This window comes from Moorena sp. SIO3E8 (assembly GCF_010692445.1).
In the GTDB taxonomy this organism is placed as follows: Bacteria; Cyanobacteriota; Cyanobacteriia; order Cyanobacteriales; family Coleofasciculaceae; genus Moorena; species Moorena bouillonii.
Genome location: NZ_JAAHHM010000026.1, coordinates 1 through 16,014 on the forward strand (window position 1 = coordinate 1; position 16,014 = coordinate 16,014).

Genomic DNA, 16,014 nt, shown 5'->3' on the forward strand with positions numbered 1-16,014 from the left:
ACTCGGGGAGGAACATAGTTAATTTGTTCATTCATTGACAAATTTGGGTCAGTACACTGACATTATCAAACAAGATGTTGGAAAATGTCAAATATGTCGGGAAAACTATTTATCAGGACTTAACTCCCATGTGTTTGGCATAGTCCTTGAGCCGCATCTGTGGTAATCACCTCCCTTGTGAGAGATTACCACAGATGTTTGTTTATGACTATACAACAAGAGGAATAGATAGAATCATCAACAGTAGCCAAAACAGTCTGCCCAATTAGGAAAATTGGCCATGAGTAGAAAACCATTGTAAACCCGCTTTCCCTAAGGTACCAATAGAGGGGCGGGCTGCTGCTTTCGATATAGATTTTCTATGAGTATAGCTGGTCAGCTCACTGCTTAGAACAAATCCTCTTGGCTTTCATCTGTGCGGTGATGCTTATCTTCCTGTTGGTCTGCCTAGTTACAGGAGTCATGGTATTATACACCAATCAGGCTCAGAGTTTAGGGTAGTGGGGTGCGCGGTTACCTTGATTCTCGAGGTGAGATTCCTTACCCTTGCACCGGTTACTGACTCTAACAAAATCCTAGGGCATGGTTGGCTTGGCTGCAAAGCAAGCGCTTCGGATTGGCTTCAACATTGGTCTATCTAAAGGCATATCAAGTATACTGCTGTGGGCTCCCCTTGTAACTGGATTGCGCTGCACGATGATCGTGTCAACAAGGCGTGAGGTTTTTCCCGAGACTTGAGAAATTTTGCATCTACTTGATAGACTGGGGGATCCCATGAGATAATAGTAAATTGTGTTTAATTGTAATATTTGAGTTCTTAGAAAAAAAACTATGGCAAGTAAGAAAGGTGTCCGAATCGTTATTACTCTAGAATGTACGGAATGTCGCAGTAACTCCAATAAGCGTTCGGCTGGTGTTTCCCGCTATACCACTAGGAAGAATCGCCGTAACACAACATCACGTCTGGAACTGAAGAAATTTTGCCCCAATTGCAACAGGCACACAATTCACAAAGAAATCAAGTAGATTTGGTCCTTGGTCATTTGTGAATTGAATTTTTTAATTCAAAATGGACTATTGACAAAGAACAAATGACTATAATCATTAACCAGTAACCCAAATAACCAATAACCAATCATAACCAATCATGACTTACTTTCGTAAACGTCTCTCTCCGATCAAACCCGATGAACCGATTGACTATAAAGATGTTGAGTTGCTGCGCAAGTTTATCACTGAACGGGGAAAAATTTTACCCCGCCGCATTACTAATCTAACGACTCAACAACAACGAAAGCTAACCACAGCCATTAAGCGAGCAAGGTTCTTGGCTTTGCTACCCTATATTAATAAAGAAGGTTAAGGTGAACAATCACGGTCTTCCTCTGGGATATTTCCCGTGTGAAGAATGAAATATCAAATAAGAAGGATGAAGGATGAAGGATGAAGGATGAAGGATGAAATGGGGTGATAGATGGCTGAGGCGCGGGATGCAGTGGCCTCACGGGGAGGCCACTCGCGCTCTGCATGGCTGACATGGTTAACTAAAAACTTGCGACTCAACCAGGAGTTACACTGACCACTGAGCGCTGAACACTGAGCGCTGACCACTGACAAGTTCAGACTTCAGACTTCAGACTTCAGACTTCAGACTTCAGACTTTAGACTTTAGACTTGACCCCCTCTGCTGAGTTGGGCATCTCAACAACACAGGATAGACTGGGGGGAGGTGGATTTGGTAAACGCTACCCGGGTTATGAGAACTGGTGGAAAAGGGAACACTAATCGAATTTCGCTTACAAGGAGAACGCCATCTCGCCGTTGTCGATCGTCCAGAAGGCAAGAACCACTTGATTGCTTTGGATCAACGGGGGAAACTGCACAAGCTCCATCCTCGACAAGTCACCTACGCAGTGGCCGATTATACTTATGATCCATCAGAAATACCAGAGTTTCTCGCTCGAGTACAACCCTATCTAGACCCAGATAGCTTAGAATTAGCCTGGGAATTACTGGTGGAAGAAGGAGAGGCGGTTACCTGTGCTGACATGGCACAGTTATTATTTTCTGAGCAAAGTCCACCCCAGTGCTATGCTGCACACTGTATTCTCTTTGAAGACAAAATCTATTTTAAACAAAAAGCACAAACCTATGAACCCCGCTCCGCTAGCATGGTGGCTGAAATCAAGCATCAACTGGCAGCGGCTCAATCAAAGCACCAGGAACAAGAAGAATTTTTGAAGCGAGTACAGCAAAAGCTAGGGGGTGAGGAAGTAGAGTGGGTTGATAGCGATCGCACTCGCTTTGATGCTCTAGAACGGTTCGTTAGTGAACCAGATAAACCCTCTCGTGCAGTTCAGGAAACTCTGGAAGCAGTAAAACGCCATCAAAACCCAGAAAATGCCTTCAATTTGTTGGTAAATCTGGGTTTGTGGCATCCTCACCAAAAGTACTTGCTGCGTCATAAAATCCCAACTCAATTTCGTCGTGAGGTACTCGAATTGACCCAGCAATACCTGGCAAATCCTCCTACTGACCCAGATTCAGATCGCTTGGATTTAACTCATCTGAAACTCTACACCATAGATGATGAAAGTACCCAAGAAATAGATGATGGGTTGAGTATAGAAGATCTAGAGGATGGCACTCAGCGTCTGTGGATTCACATCGCTGACCCAACCCGCTTGGTAATGCCAGGGGATAACCTTGACCTAGAAGCAAGACGGCGTAGTACCACCATATATCTACCCACGGGCATGATTCCCATGTTCCCATCGGAACTGGCCACTGGTCCGATGAGTTTAGTTCAAGGTCAAGTCTGTGGGGCACTCAGTTTTGGCGTGATCTTGGATGAAGATGGTGCCATCTATGACTATCAGATTCACCCCACCCTGATTAAACCTACCTATCGCCTGACTTATGAAGATGTAGATGAAATGTTGCAGTTAGGGGTACAGGCAGAAACAGAACTGTTTGCGATCGCTAACTCGGCTGTGCGTCGGCAAAAGTGGCGCAAGTCTCAGGGGGCGATTAGCATCCATATGCCAGAGTCGGTAATCAAGGTGGGAAATGATGACAAAATTACCATTGAGGTGTTAGAAGATTCACCATCACGGCAAATGGTGGCAGAAATGATGATTCTGGCAGGTGAAGTGGCTGGACGCTATGGTCAAGCGCACCAAATTCCGCTACCATTCCGAGGACAACCCCAGCCAGAACTTCCTTCCCAAGAAGAACTGCTGCTATTGCCAGCGGGTCCAGTGCGGTTCTGTGCCATGCGTCGGTGTATGCCTAGAAGTGAAATGAGCATTACCCCAACACGCCACGCTAGTTTGGCTTTGGAAACTTACACCCAGGTAACCTCTCCGATCCGCCGCTACACTGACTTAATGACTCATTTCCAGCTCAAAGCTCATCTACGGGGTGACCCCCTACCCTTTGAAGCTGAACATTTGCTCGAAACGATGCAGAGTGTAACCAGAACAGCTAAGGATGCTAGTGAAGTAGAACGTGATACCAACAAATATTGGGGATTGGAATATTTACGGCGTAACCCAGATCAGGTTTGGCAAGTATTAGTACTCAGTTGGTGGCGAGAAAACGAGAATAAGGGCAACATTCTCCTAGAAGAGTTAGGTCTAGAATTGCCCATGCGTTTCCAGCGTTCGGTTCAATTAGGCGATCGCTTACACGTCAAAGTCAGTCATGCTGATCCCCGTAAAGAAGTTATTCATTTTCAAGAACTAGCGAACTCAGAGGCTCAGCTTGCTTTTAAATCAAAGCTAGAAGATGACTCAGCTTCTGCTGTGAACAGGTTCGCGTAAATCTCTGTCCTTCTATAAGGCTTGGATGTAAGCAGTTAATTATGTAACGAAACATCATACAGTGTTATTGAATAGTGTTATTTAGTAGTGTCCACCTACTTACCAGTTGGATATACACTGCGATTGTAAAACTAGAAAGCTTGCTTTGATGTCTCGACATAAGTACAAGAGATTAAAACACCAAATCAGCTCGGTACCCAGCCGTTGGTACTTCTGCCTATCTTTGGCTATTACCATCCTACTGGGATGGGTTGGTGTAGCAGCAGCACAAGATAGTAACACGAATAATTTCACTAACCTGTCTACTATCTGGTTGTTAGTTTCATCTTTTCTAGTCTTTTTTATGAATGCTGGCTTTGCCATGTTAGAAGCTGGCTTATGTAGACGGAGAAATGCGACTAATGTCTTGGCTAAAAATTTGATAGTTTTCTGTATATCAGCCTTAGCATTTTGGCTACTTGGCTTTGGCTTAATGTTTGGTGATGGCATCACTTACAGTTGTGTTCCAGGAGAAAATACTAGTTTAAGTTTAGTGGGTCAAAAGGGGTTATTTTTTAATCTTCCCTTTCCCCAATTTGGAAATCTGGGTTTTCCAGAATCAGGATTTAATTGTCTCAATCAAGATTGGTCTAATCACTCCTTTTCCGCTCTATTTTTATTTCAGTTAGTCTTTGCTGGAACTGCAGCCACTATTGTTTCAGGAGCTGTGGCTGAACGGGTAAAATTCTGGGCATTTCTGCTATTTAGTTTTTTCCTGGTTGGTTTTATCTATCCCCTAACCGGTCACTGGGTTTGGGGGCACTATGGTTGGCTAACCAAGGCGCTAAAATTTCATGATTTTGCCGGTTCAACTGTAGTCCATAGTGTTGGTGGTATGGCTGGCTTGGTAGGGGCTTGGCTACTAAAGCCACGACAAGGTCGTTTTGGCTACAATTTAAGAACAGATAGATATGAAGGTCTCGAAACTGAAAAGTTCTCTGCCGATAATCTGGGTTTAGCAACCTTAGGCTGCTTAATTCTTTGGCTGGGCTGGTTTGGTTTTAATGGTGGATCAGCAAAGGATCTCGATTATGTAGCCAATACCATCACAACTACCATGATGGCAGCAGCAGCTGGTGGAATATCTAGCGTATTTTTTAGTCCAATTATCCTGGGAAAACCTAGTCTAGCCTCAATTATCAATGGCATTTTAGGTGGGTTGGTGGGAATTACAGCTTCAGCTGCTTTTGTCGATATCAGAAGTGCATTTATAATTGGCTCAATCAGCGGTATTTTTGTCCTTTTAGGCGAATATTTTCTACAAGTTTGGAAAATTGATGACCCCGTTGGTTCGGTTCCTGTTCACCTTTTCTGTGGATTTTGGGGAACGATTGCCTTAGGAATCTTTAGTAGCAATAGTTCTCTGTTGTACTCAGAACTTGATGTATATGACGATCCATTATTACAAGTGTTGTGTCAGTTCTTAGGCTGGCTGATTATTATCATTGTAACAGCTCTCTTGAGTTTAGTAGGTTGGCTATTAGTTAGCCTAATTTTATATTATGCAAGCCAGATCAATGAGCGGATTAGTGGCAAACAACGCCATAGACAACAATTCCGTCAAACCCAATATTTTCAATTGGGAGAATTTATATTAACTATTTTTGAAATTGCTCGTCGAGGGATTAGGGTATCTTTGGAAGAAGAAATCAGTGGTAGCGATGGAGTTTTTTTTAATCCTTAGACTCTGGATTATCAGTAAGTAAATAGCTAAGTCTTGAAAAGTAGGAAATAAAAGAAAGTTATCTTGATTACAACTAGTCTATTAAGTTAGATTAATTAGTTAGTTAACTGTTTGCTAAAAATCCATAAATTTCCTGTTGCCTGTTTCCTGTTAGCACAACTAATGATTTAACAATTTAACAATTGATTAGCCCAAATATTTAGAAGCGGGACAATCATATTTTATTAGATAGTTTTTCAACCAATTAGCATAATTCTCATTATTCCGACCCCATCGACGGAAAAAACGTGGAAGAGATTTTTGTCTAAACTGGTAGTAACGCTGTGATACTTGACAAAGATTTATAGTAGCTTGCTTGAATTCACCTTGACTAGCGAGCTCTTCTATAGCATAAGAAAACTGCAATTGATCTAACATTGACTGACATAGCTGGGGAAAAGCATTATTTTGACTCTTGATCTTTCTAAGTTGCTCTATTTGTTCTTTTCTGGTAGTCAATTGGCGTCTGCATATGTCCTCAGAAGCAAGGTTTTTTAGTTGATCTTCTGCTCTTCTAGCACTAGTACACTGAAATACACCAAAGGTAATGACTAGAAACAAGGCGATCAAGCCACCCCAAAAACTAATAGGTGATGGGATTCTGCTAGCTGATGGGGTAGACAAGGTTGTGGCTTGGTCTGGCTCAAAAGGTACTACAGTTAATCGGTTGGGATCGTCAGTTGTTAGATCTTGGTGTTTGGAATCGTCAGTTGTTAGATCTCGGTGTTTGGGCTTGTCAGTTGTTAGATCTTGGTCTTGAGTAACTGGGGTGATTGGTAGGTTAGGAAAAGCGATGGCGATGGCTTCATCAATAGCGTCTGTGGTCAGCTCAGATGCCAGCCAAAAGTCTGTACTGGTCAACTGTGCTAACTCTTGAGCTACCCAGCTGTGATTAAAAACAGCCTCATAAATACGGTTAGAAACTTTGAGATTTCCCCCCTGGTTAATCACCACACCGGAGTTGAGCAACACTTTTTGTTCCCAACTGTCATTTGCCATCATGACTCCCTGCAAAATCTTCTGATACAGCCGCAGAAATTGTTCTTCGAGCAAGAAACTACGAATATCTTGCAGAAGTTCAGCGGCTTCCTGAGTTTCCCAATTTTCAACGAAGTGAGTTTTGACGAGTTCTTCGACTTTGAGAGCTTCTTCACCAACAGGAATGGGAGATTTAGAGTCAAGGATAACTTGACAAAGCTTCTGGGTCAAAAAAGGCTGAGAGCCAGTCCATGCCAGTACCTCGTCTAACACAACATCAGGGTTGCTCAGATGCTCAGCCAATGCGGGTTTAAATGGTTCGAGGATTTTAGCCACCTCAGGTTTATCCTGCTCAGACGTCATTTAATTCCTTGTGTATTCCAGACTATTTTTCCTTCAAACATATTTTGTGATAGTCTTAAATTTTCGATCAAGATTAACAAGGAATTTCTATGACCTATAAGCCAGGTTATGGGTAAGATATGGGGTGTAAACTACATGTCCACTACATGTCCATTACATCCAACCCCTCTGATGGCATAACCTTTCCCCCATAGGACTTAACTACATCTTCAAACAAGGGCATATCATCCTGTGGGATTCCCACTACTACTACCATTTGGGCATATTCCTCTGCTCCTTCTTCCTTGTATTCTATTTGCTCGAAGGGCAGGTCTGTTGTCCAATCGTCTGAATTGCTATTAATCATAGGGACGTTGGGCAACAGTTCTTCAACTGGGATAGCGCGAGGTTTAAAAGGTAGATCCACGCAAAATCGAGGCAGTGCCTGATGAGAAAAATTAACGAAATCCACGGGATTGGTAAAAACGACCGATACTTGGACTTTCATAATCTATGCTATGGTATTCAATCTATTGAGACTAAGTTGAATTAATACATGATAGCAAAGATGAGCAGTGATACAGCCTCTGAAATGCAGTAATCCCAAATCTGGGTGTAATACCCCCGTTAACCAAACTGGTAATATGAACAGTATGTTGTATCGTAATGAATCAATTTAGGAATTGATGCCTGGTGAATAAAGATGTATCAAGGGGTGTGGTTTACGAGTTCCAGCCTCATCAGATTATTTGCTTAGAGCATGACAATACTCGTTTATACGCTGAAGTCATCGAATTTGTGTCATCCCGACAAATGTGTTGGGTGCGTTCTATGATATTGGTGACCTTAGAGGATAGTCAAGAGCCTTTGGCAGTGGGAACCTCTGAACACCTCACTCTTTACGATCTACGCTCTGGACCGGATTTACTTTGGCCAGCGAGTTTATTACGACTAGCCTTAGATACTGAAGTAATTCCTCTGTTGATTCGGTTAGATGACCCAGATGTCAATGTAGAAAATGACCCTGATGCTCGCCAGCAACTAAGTTATTTTATCTGTGCGGTTTGGCAAGCTTATCCAGACAAGTTTTAAGTTTTGTTAATGGTTAATCGGTCATAGGACTTTGCCAAATCCATGGTGAGCTCATCACGACTTAAGCAGTAGCAAGTCAGAACCCTTAGGAGAGTAAACTAAAGTTGTAGCGGTTTTGCCACATGTAGCTGTCAGAGTTTGCCCCAACCCTAAAAGTTATGCCTAAAAGTCATGGACTAGTTACCAAGCCTCCAATCTTGTCTAGCCTTAGTTTATAACCACTGTTTTTAGTAACTCGGAACGAGCTTTACACGACCAGCATCCATCTCGGACATTAATAATTCCAGTGCTTCGTAATCCACATCAGAGATGTAACCGGTTTGAGTTAGTTCGTAGTTAATTGCATTTTCTATATCAGGAGTCAATTTCCTAATATATAGGGCTTTTTCTACTAGTTGACGAATAACAAATGTAGTTTTCACTATGACTTACCCACAATTCCATATAAATTTATTGTCTTCTGAAACTACTAACCACTATAGTGATTTTTATCTTATTGGTATGTGATCTAAATCACTGATGAGGTGGATTTGTACTCTCTCACATATATATTATAAGCCTTTTTGACTTAACTCAGAAAGCTTAACCTGAACCTAAGAAGCTATGCCGTTTGAAGCCTTAGAGGTATTGAAGTTTAGGCAGTTATAAGCAAATACTGCTTAGTACTACTTGCCTCTACACCCTAGTTAACGTTATACTTCCCTAAAGCTAAACATTTGGCTCAAGCCTATAAAAAAAAGTCTTATATTTTTATGTCAGGGCAGCTCTATTGATTGAACGTAACAAAAATTATTAAAATTTAATCCCTACCTATAGGCATGAACTGAGCCATGCTCATAGCAACTTAGACCATCGGAAATGAAAAATAGATAAATTACTTAACTGTAAATAAAGTAATATATGATACATTTGGATGGTAAGTTTTATGAAGATTTCAAAAACCATTAGCCATCTGTAAAGATTCGGCAAAGTATCTCAGAAGTGGTATGGAATTATAAAAATTCCATACTATCTTCTATATATTCTCTAAAAAATTTTATTGGATTTGACCCAGTGAGGAGTCTACTCATGACACAGGCGACCCTAAGTGCAAAATTACGAATTATTCAACCTTCCGGTCATATTAACGCCTCCAATGCAGTTGAGTTTAAAAGTCAGTTGACAGAAGCTGTGGTGGCTGGTGAGGATTCGGCTTTGTTGGTTGATATGCATCAGTTAGAGTCTCTCGACAGTGCTGGCTTAATGGCCTTAATTCATGCCCTGAAGCTAGCAAGACGTCTAGAGAGGCGCTTTGGTCTTTGCTCCGTAGCTCCTTCAATTCGCATTATGCTGGAGCTAACTAAATTAGATGGAGTGTTTGAGATTTTTGAGAGCCATGAGGCTTTTGCTACAGCCCTCTAGGGGGTTGGAGTAGGTTGGGAAGCTAACTCAATGGCTATGAGTGCAGCAAAATCCTAGGAAATCCAAGGAAGATTAAGTGCTTAAACCGATGACGATGGGAGGAGATAGGGAAATACTAGTCAAGAAATCTGGTGGTTCTCTACTCCCTCACTTCATCACCTTTATCCCCCTATCTCTACCCTGAGTACTGATAAAATGAAAGGTGGATCAGGGCTAACTGCATTGAAAGCAGTAATAAAGTTTCTATGGCAATCACTGTAGAGGAAATATTAACACCAGACATCAACAGACCTGCCCGTTACTTAGGTAACGAGTTGGGAGCAGTCCATAAACCTTGGGAAAAAGCTGAGGTACGCTGGGTATTGACTTATCCAGAAGTCTATGAAGTGGGCGCTTCTAACTTAGGGCATATCATCCTCTACAATATATTGAATTCTCAACCTAGGCAGTTATGCGATCGCGCCTATCTACCCGCCCCAGACTTGGCAGCTAAATTACGTTCGACTCAAACCCCTCTGTTTGCTGTCGAGAATCGGCGACCTCTGAAAGATTTTGATATTATCGGCTTTAGCCTTAGCTATGAATTAGGGGCAACCAACATCTTGGAAATGTTGGATTTGGCAGAAATTCCCCTGACCTGGAAAGACCGTGCTGAGTTTGATATATCGGAAATCCCCCTAATTTTTGCAGGTGGACAAACGGCGACATCGAATCCTGAACCTTATGCGGATTTCTTAGATTTTGTTGATCTTGGGGATGGGGAAGAATTGTTGCCAGAGATTGGCTTAGTAATCGAAGAAGGCAAAGCAGCTGGCTTAAGTCGAGAAGCATTACTCCTGGATTTGGCTCAGATACCAGGGGTGTATGTCCCCCAATTCTATGATATGACTGAGGATGGCTCAGTTAAACCCAACCGCCCTGATGTGCCGAAGCGAATTTTGCGGCGTGTGGCTACACCGATGCCTGCCTATGCTATTGGACTAGTACCCTATATCCAAACGGTTCATGACCGACTCAAGATCGAAGTGCGACGGGGCTGTACTCGGGGTTGTCGCTTCTGCCAACCTGGGATGCTGACTCGACCAGCGCGGGATGTGGAACCGGAAAAAGTGGTGGAAGCTATTGAAGAAGGGATGCGTGCTACAGGGTATAACGAGTTTTCCCTTTTATCCCTGAGTTGTTCGGATTACCTGGCTCTACCAGCGGTGGGGATGGAAATCAAAAATCGTCTTAAGGATCAGAATATTTCCTTGTCCCTACCGAGTCAGCGGGTAGACCGCTTTGATGAAAATATTGCCAATATCCTAGGGGGAAATCGCCAGAGTGGCTTGACCTTTGCCCCAGAAGCAGGAACTCAGCGGATGCGGGATATTGTGAATAAGGGACTGACTAATGAAGAATTGCTCAGGGGAGTAAAGACGGCATTTGAGCAAGGCTGGGAGAAAGTCAAGCTCTATTTTATGATTGGTTTGCCCGGTGAAACGGATGCGGATGTGTTGGGGATTGCGGAAACGGTGCGTTGGTTGCAGCAGGAGTGCCGTGCTAAAGGCAGAAAAACCCTTAAGTTTAACATAACTGTTTCTAATTTTACCCCAAAACCTCACACCCCATTCCAGTGGCATTCCGTATCGACTTCGGAGTTTAAACGCAAGCAGGAATTGCTCAAACAAGTATTTGGTCAGATCAGGGGGGTGAAGGTTAATTACACCGATGTTCGGATTTCGGCCATGGAAGATTTCGTGGGACGGGGTGACAGACGCTTAAGTGCGGTGGTGCGCCGTGCTTGGGAATTGGGGGCAGGGATGGATGCCTGGATGGAAAGCTTGGATCGGGCATTTGCTGCTTGGGAAAATGCGATCGCTTCATCAGGTCTGACCTGGAAATATCGCCAAGTAGAAAGTGGCGAATGGAATGTGATGGCTGGTCTAGAAGAGTTGCAAGTTGAAAGGTTGAAGGTTGAAAGTTCAGATCAACCAGCTAACCTACAACCAGATAACCTACAACCAGCTAACCAACAACCAACTAACCAACAACCAACTAACCAACAACCAACTAACCAACAACCAGCTAACCTTGGCCTTTCGGCCACGCTACGCGAACAACCTTCAACCCTTGATGCCCTTGATGCCCTTGATGCTCCCTTGCCTTGGGATCATATTGATACGGGAATTGATAAGAATTGGCTCAAGGAAGATTTACAACGGGCGTTAGATGCAGCAACAGTACCGGATTGTTCCTTTGATGGGTGTTCTCACTGTGGTGTGTGTGGGATTGATTTTGGTCATAATGTGGTGATTGACCCGCCACAGATTCCGCAATTTGCTGGTCACTTTAAACCCAATACTAATAAGGATCAGCGGGTGCGGGTTTGGTTTGGAAAGTTGGGGGATATGACCTTGTTGGGTCATCTGGATTTGGCAAGTCTGTTTGAGAGAGCAGTAAGACGGGCGTCACTACCAATTCGCTATAGTGGGGGGTTTCGGGCTAATGCTCGGATTATGATTGCTAATGCATTGCCCTTGGGAGCGTCTAGTAGTGGGGAGATTGTGGAGTTTGAGTTAACTGAGAAAATGCCAGTTGAGGAGTTTAGGGAAAGGCTGGTGTCTGAGTTGCCTATAGAGATTCCGGTGTATGGGGTTGAAGCAGTGGATTTGAAGGAACCTGCTGGAACTCAGCTGTTGGAAAAGGCTGAGTATTTGATTCGAGTTGAGGCAATGTCATCGGTGTCTTGGGAAGAGTGGCAGGGTTGGATTGAAGCAATTAAGGGTAGTAAGGAAATTTGGTGGGAGCGGTTTACGAAGTCGGGTAAGAAGCAGTGGGTGAATTTATGCGATCGCTTATTTGACTTCGAGTTGATGGAATCCCAAAGACCTAAAGATGGTGAAGAGGAGGTTGCAGAGTCTGGGGTAGTTTTGCGGTATGTGGGGAGTTGTTTGAATGATGGCACCATGTTGCGACCAGAGCATATTATTTATATGTTGGAGCAGGTGGCGCAGCAGGAGTTTCGTTTGTTGCATGTTCATCGGCAACGGTTGATTCTGCGCAATTGAGACATTTGGTGTTGCTGAATTCAGGTATGATTTGCCCCAAAAGCGATAGTTCATGGTTTAATCATTCATCCTTCTAAGCCATTTGTCGAGCCATCAAATTGGCAAATAACCCTTCCTGATTAAGCAGTTCCTCAAAGGTTCCCTGCTGTACCACTCTCCCAGCTTCCAGCACATAAATACGGTCTGCGTTGCGGATAGTGCTGAGGCGGTGGGCAATTACGATCCGAGTCACTCGCAATTCGTCAATACTTTGACTAACAATGCTTTGAGTGCGGTTATCTAAAGCACTGGTAGCTTCATCGAATATCAATAGTCTTGGTTTTAAGACTAAGGCACGGGCAATTAATAGCCGTTGTCGCTGTCCACCAGAAAGATTGGTACCGCCTTCAGAAATAACGGTGTGCATCCCCATCGGCATGGCTTCAATATCATCAGCAAATCCTGCCATTTTTGCAGCTTCCCAGGCTTCATCCATGGTAACTAAAGCACCACTGGCAATGTTATCGAAGATAGAAGCACTATTAATTCGACCGTTTTGTAGCACTACTCCTAGTTGCCGACGCACAGCTGAGATATCTAGTCCAGATAAGTCTTGACCATCGTAGTAAATGGTGCCATTTTCAGAGGTTTCAAACCCCAACAGTAATCGGATAATCGTGGATTTGCCACTACCAGATGGACCGACTAAAGCAATAAATTCTCCAGGGTTTGCCTGAATAGTAATATTCTCTAAAGTCAAAGGACTATCCTTTCGGTAGCGGAAGCTGACATGATCTAATTTAAGTTGCCCCGAAAGCCGTCCTGGATCCGCTTTGCTTAAGTCTAGTTCTGGTGTAGCTTCCAAAATCGGTTGAGTTCGTTCCCATAAAATACCTATTTCTAAGATATTAATTAGGGTATTGCTTAAATCAGTTGCGCCAGTGATAAAGGTTCCAAAAGCAGTATTAAAGGCTAGGAACGTACCAGTAGATAAACCTTGCCCAGATTGAGATTTGGTAATGGATTGAACAGCCACGGCGAAGATAATCATTTGGCTGAGGGTAGGGAGTATGGTATTGAATACGTTCAGTAAGTCTTCAATTAACTGCGTACTCAGCACCAGCTTAATTTGCTGAGTATAGTATTTAGCCCAGTAGGCAAATGCCCGATTTTCTGCCCCTGCTACCCGGAGTTTAGAAACACCACCAATTAGCTGCACCGTCAGTCCAAAGATTTCTCCTGCTAGCTGTTGCAAGGGCCTTAGCTTGCGTCGGGTTAAAATACCAGAGGTAGTGGTCACAATGATCGCAGTTAATGCCACTCCCAACGGGACTAAGGCTAATTGGGCATCGTAGATGAAGAGCAAACCCAAATTTAAGAGAGAGAAAAAACTGGTGAATAGGGTTTGCATCACTGTGCCACTCAGTCGGTTACGGATCTCAGAAATTGCTGAAGCCCGGGATATTAGGTCTCCAGTGGAATATTGCTGAAAAAAAGAAATTCTTAGGTTTAATAATCGGTCCCAAACAGCGGCTTGGCTGGTAGCTTCGCTAATCGTTTGTAATCTCAAGGTGGCAAGCCCTTGAGCGACTTGAAAGATGGCACTACCAAAGCTAGCTGCTAACAGTCCTAACCCTACCTGTCCTAATAATCCCCGGTCAGCATCGGGAATAGCATTGTCAATCAGAATGGCGGTGGCTTGGGGGGTGACCATTCCCAAAACAGCGGCGGCGACTCCCGTCAACAGAAGGGTGATTAACTCTTTGCTACGACCTCTCAGGGTAAACTGGAGTAAGTCTAGGGCTTTAATGGCTTGATCGGGGAATGACCGATAAAACATATAAGCCATGGGAGCAACGAAACTAGCATTATTGCCATTGACTGGGACACGCTTTCCCGATTCTGGGTCTAGTACCTCATACTCACCCACCCCCATTGGTAGCAGTGCCACAGGTCGATTATCCTCTCGGGTGTAGGCTAATAGAGGCCCATTGTCCTTCTTCCACCAGTAGTCACGCAGAATCACTCGCCGGATCCGAATGCGGGAAGCACGAGCGATCGCTTCTATGGGTTCTCGGACTCGATTCAGGTCTTCTGACTGGGCAGGGGGATTAATTTGAATCCCCATCGCCCTTCCTACAGCACCAGCGGCAATTAACAGGGGGGTTCCCTGTTGAAAACTCTCTTTTAACTGGGGCTTGATCACAGATGCTAGTTCTGCAATCGCTTCCGTAGTAACTTGATGATTGAGGCGTTCCCGTTCTTGGAACTGAGTCAGTTTTTGAGCTGATTCTGTTTGTTCGAGTTTAGCTAGGTAGTGGTAGAGGTTACTGTATAGCTGATCCAGATGGGACTGTAGGGACTCCCAACTGTAAACTGCTGAGGTATCCAATACTGTAGACGGAGTAACCACACCAGGGAAGATGGAAAATCCCTCAATCCATTTCTCGGTCAACTTAATGATGTCTTGGGAAATCAGCGTGGCTGTTTTACCATTACTATTCCCTTTTAGTTCTATGTCTGTAGTGGTTAACTGACAAACTGTTGCTTCTTCAATTGCCACAGCAAGCATGGTGTAGGGCTTGTCTTGGGCATTCGCCCCCATCCCAAACAAAGCCTCACCCACTCCCAGGCTGAATAGATAACGGCGTCGCCCCTCTAGAACACCATCGTTACGCTCAACGGCAAATATAGCAATAGAACCGGACTTAATCAGCCAAAGCTTCTTTAGCTCATCCAACAGTAGGGGACGATTCCCTTTCACTACCAATTGAGGATTACCGGTTACAGAATCCACGAATCTCTCTTCTATTGATGGGATCCCATGACCAAGGGGTAAATCTAAGCCAAAGGATGCGATCGCACTAGTCAAAGGATGCGATCGCACTCACCGAGTCTAACACTATTAGCCTAAGACCTAACACCCAAAACCTAACACCTATCAAGGGTGATATCTAATTGCCAAAAGCGAGCATAAAAATACGATAGAGATAAAAAGGAGTAGTGGGATTGAGCTACGGAAAAAAGCACAAATAGAAGCCAAAGGTGGGAAAGTTGGTACAGTAATAGGACTTACGCAAATACCTCAATTTAACGCTACCTGTAGGGTGGTAAAAACCTTCCCCACCCTACCCATGGAGTCTGTGCGTAAGTCCTGAGTAATCTAATTTTTAGACTTAACCCCAGAATAAGCGACATTAATAGAAATCCAATTAGCCCTCTCTCGCCATCTCTTGGAGAAGCAAAAAAAGCTTAACAGGATGTCTTTATGGGCAGAAAAGATTCATGGAATCCAGCGGTTGATTGCCCTGAAAAGAAGCAATAGCTCTGTATCTATTGAGCTATTGACCCAAGCAATATTGTCTGATGGTGTAACACCAACTGAGATTGGACAACTTATTTCTAGTGATAGGGGAATATTGATCAATATGGGCATAAAAGTCATGGAGGGATGATCCATGGGATCCCTTCTTTACTCCCTGAAGCTTGGTTGCGTTCGCTAGCCAACGCCCTTCGGGCTAATCGCATTACTACCGTCTCAACGTCTTCGTGATCCCATGACTATTTGCTAAACCAACGTGATCAA

The 16,014-nt window shown here is 43.7% G+C and carries 12 protein-coding genes; 8 read left to right on the forward strand and 4 right to left on the reverse strand.

From position 1 onward, the window contains the following. Nucleotides 1-831: 831 nt before the first annotated feature. The 4 genes from rpmG to F6K46_RS13915 all read left to right on the forward strand — a co-directional run bounded on the left by rpmG (nucleotide 832) and on the right by F6K46_RS13915 (nucleotide 5,547). Complete coding sequence (gene rpmG / locus F6K46_RS13900; RefSeq protein WP_293020919.1) at nucleotides 832-1,026, forward strand: 50S ribosomal protein L33; 195 nt, start codon at nucleotides 832-834, stop codon at nucleotides 1,024-1,026. A 121-nt stretch (nucleotides 1,027-1,147) separates the two neighbouring features. Next, nucleotides 1,148-1,363, forward strand: coding sequence for a 30S ribosomal protein S18 (gene rpsR, locus F6K46_RS13905; protein WP_008191262.1), 216 nt, complete (start codon nucleotides 1,148-1,150; stop codon nucleotides 1,361-1,363). Between the two features lie 403 nt (nucleotides 1,364-1,766). Continuing rightward, nucleotides 1,767-3,824, forward strand: coding sequence for a ribonuclease R family protein (locus tag F6K46_RS13910; protein ID WP_293056396.1), 2,058 nt, complete (start codon nucleotides 1,767-1,769; stop codon nucleotides 3,822-3,824). A gap of 148 nt (nucleotides 3,825-3,972) precedes the next feature. Continuing rightward, a complete protein-coding gene (locus F6K46_RS13915) occupies nucleotides 3,973-5,547 on the forward strand; it encodes an ammonium transporter (protein ID WP_293056408.1) in 1,575 nt (524 codons plus the stop codon). Between the two features lie 186 nt (nucleotides 5,548-5,733). On the opposite strand, the gene F6K46_RS13920 is transcribed toward F6K46_RS13915, so the two are convergent. Further along, a complete protein-coding gene (locus F6K46_RS13920) occupies nucleotides 5,734-6,927 on the reverse strand; it encodes a hypothetical protein (RefSeq protein WP_293056417.1) in 1,194 nt (397 codons plus the stop codon). Nucleotides 6,928-7,069: 142 nt separating this feature from the next. Next, complete coding sequence (locus F6K46_RS13925) at nucleotides 7,070-7,414, reverse strand: hypothetical protein (protein WP_075895743.1); 345 nt, start codon at nucleotides 7,412-7,414, stop codon at nucleotides 7,070-7,072. 185 nt (nucleotides 7,415-7,599) lie between these two features. Between F6K46_RS13925 and F6K46_RS13930 the strand changes: the two genes are divergently transcribed. After that, nucleotides 7,600-7,998: a hypothetical protein gene (locus tag F6K46_RS13930; RefSeq protein ID WP_293056438.1), complete on the forward strand. Its 399-nt coding sequence runs from the start codon at nucleotides 7,600-7,602 to the stop codon at nucleotides 7,996-7,998. Nucleotides 7,999-8,225: 227 nt separating this feature from the next. Here F6K46_RS13930 and F6K46_RS13935 read toward each other — a convergent pair whose 3' ends face one another. Continuing rightward, nucleotides 8,226-8,420, reverse strand: coding sequence for a hypothetical protein (locus tag F6K46_RS13935; RefSeq protein ID WP_293056443.1), 195 nt, complete (start codon nucleotides 8,418-8,420; stop codon nucleotides 8,226-8,228). 646 nt (nucleotides 8,421-9,066) lie between these two features. Here F6K46_RS13935 and F6K46_RS13940 point away from each other — a divergent pair. Next, the gene (locus tag F6K46_RS13940) at nucleotides 9,067-9,399 is read left to right on the forward strand and encodes an STAS domain-containing protein (protein WP_070390703.1); all 333 of its coding nucleotides are present in this window, start codon (nucleotides 9,067-9,069) and stop codon (nucleotides 9,397-9,399) included. A gap of 245 nt (nucleotides 9,400-9,644) precedes the next feature. Next, nucleotides 9,645-12,449 (forward strand): TIGR03960 family B12-binding radical SAM protein, encoded by a 2,805-nt coding sequence (locus F6K46_RS13945; protein ID WP_293056468.1) that lies wholly within the window; start codon nucleotides 9,645-9,647, stop codon nucleotides 12,447-12,449. Between the two features lie 73 nt (nucleotides 12,450-12,522). On the opposite strand, the gene F6K46_RS13950 is transcribed toward F6K46_RS13945, so the two are convergent. Continuing rightward, entirely contained in the window at nucleotides 12,523-15,315 is a 2,793-nt protein-coding gene (locus F6K46_RS13950; protein WP_293056477.1) for an NHLP bacteriocin export ABC transporter permease/ATPase subunit, read from the reverse strand. Between the two features lie 373 nt (nucleotides 15,316-15,688). On the opposite strand from F6K46_RS13950, the gene F6K46_RS13955 reads away from it, so the two are divergent. Next, entirely contained in the window at nucleotides 15,689-15,883 is a 195-nt protein-coding gene (locus F6K46_RS13955) for a hypothetical protein (protein WP_075895733.1), read from the forward strand. Nucleotides 15,884-16,014: the final 131 nt, after the last annotated feature.

Coding starts and splice junctions, on each gene's coding strand:
- F6K46_RS13915 (WP_293056408.1), top strand. CDS start 3,973: ATGTCTCGACATAAGTACAAGAGATTAAAACACCAAATCAGCTCGGTA.
- rpmG (WP_293020919.1), top strand. CDS start 832: ATGGCAAGTAAGAAAGGTGTCCGAATCGTTATTACTCTAGAATGTACG.
- F6K46_RS13920 (WP_293056417.1), bottom strand. CDS start 6,927: ATGACGTCTGAGCAGGATAAACCTGAGGTGGCTAAAATCCTCGAACCA.
- F6K46_RS13940 (WP_070390703.1), top strand. CDS start 9,067: ATGACACAGGCGACCCTAAGTGCAAAATTACGAATTATTCAACCTTCC.
- F6K46_RS13925 (WP_075895743.1), bottom strand. CDS start 7,414: ATGAAAGTCCAAGTATCGGTCGTTTTTACCAATCCCGTGGATTTCGTT.
- rpsR (WP_008191262.1), top strand. CDS start 1,148: ATGACTTACTTTCGTAAACGTCTCTCTCCGATCAAACCCGATGAACCG.
- F6K46_RS13955 (WP_075895733.1), top strand. CDS start 15,689: ATGTCTTTATGGGCAGAAAAGATTCATGGAATCCAGCGGTTGATTGCC.
- F6K46_RS13945 (WP_293056468.1), top strand. CDS start 9,645: ATGGCAATCACTGTAGAGGAAATATTAACACCAGACATCAACAGACCT.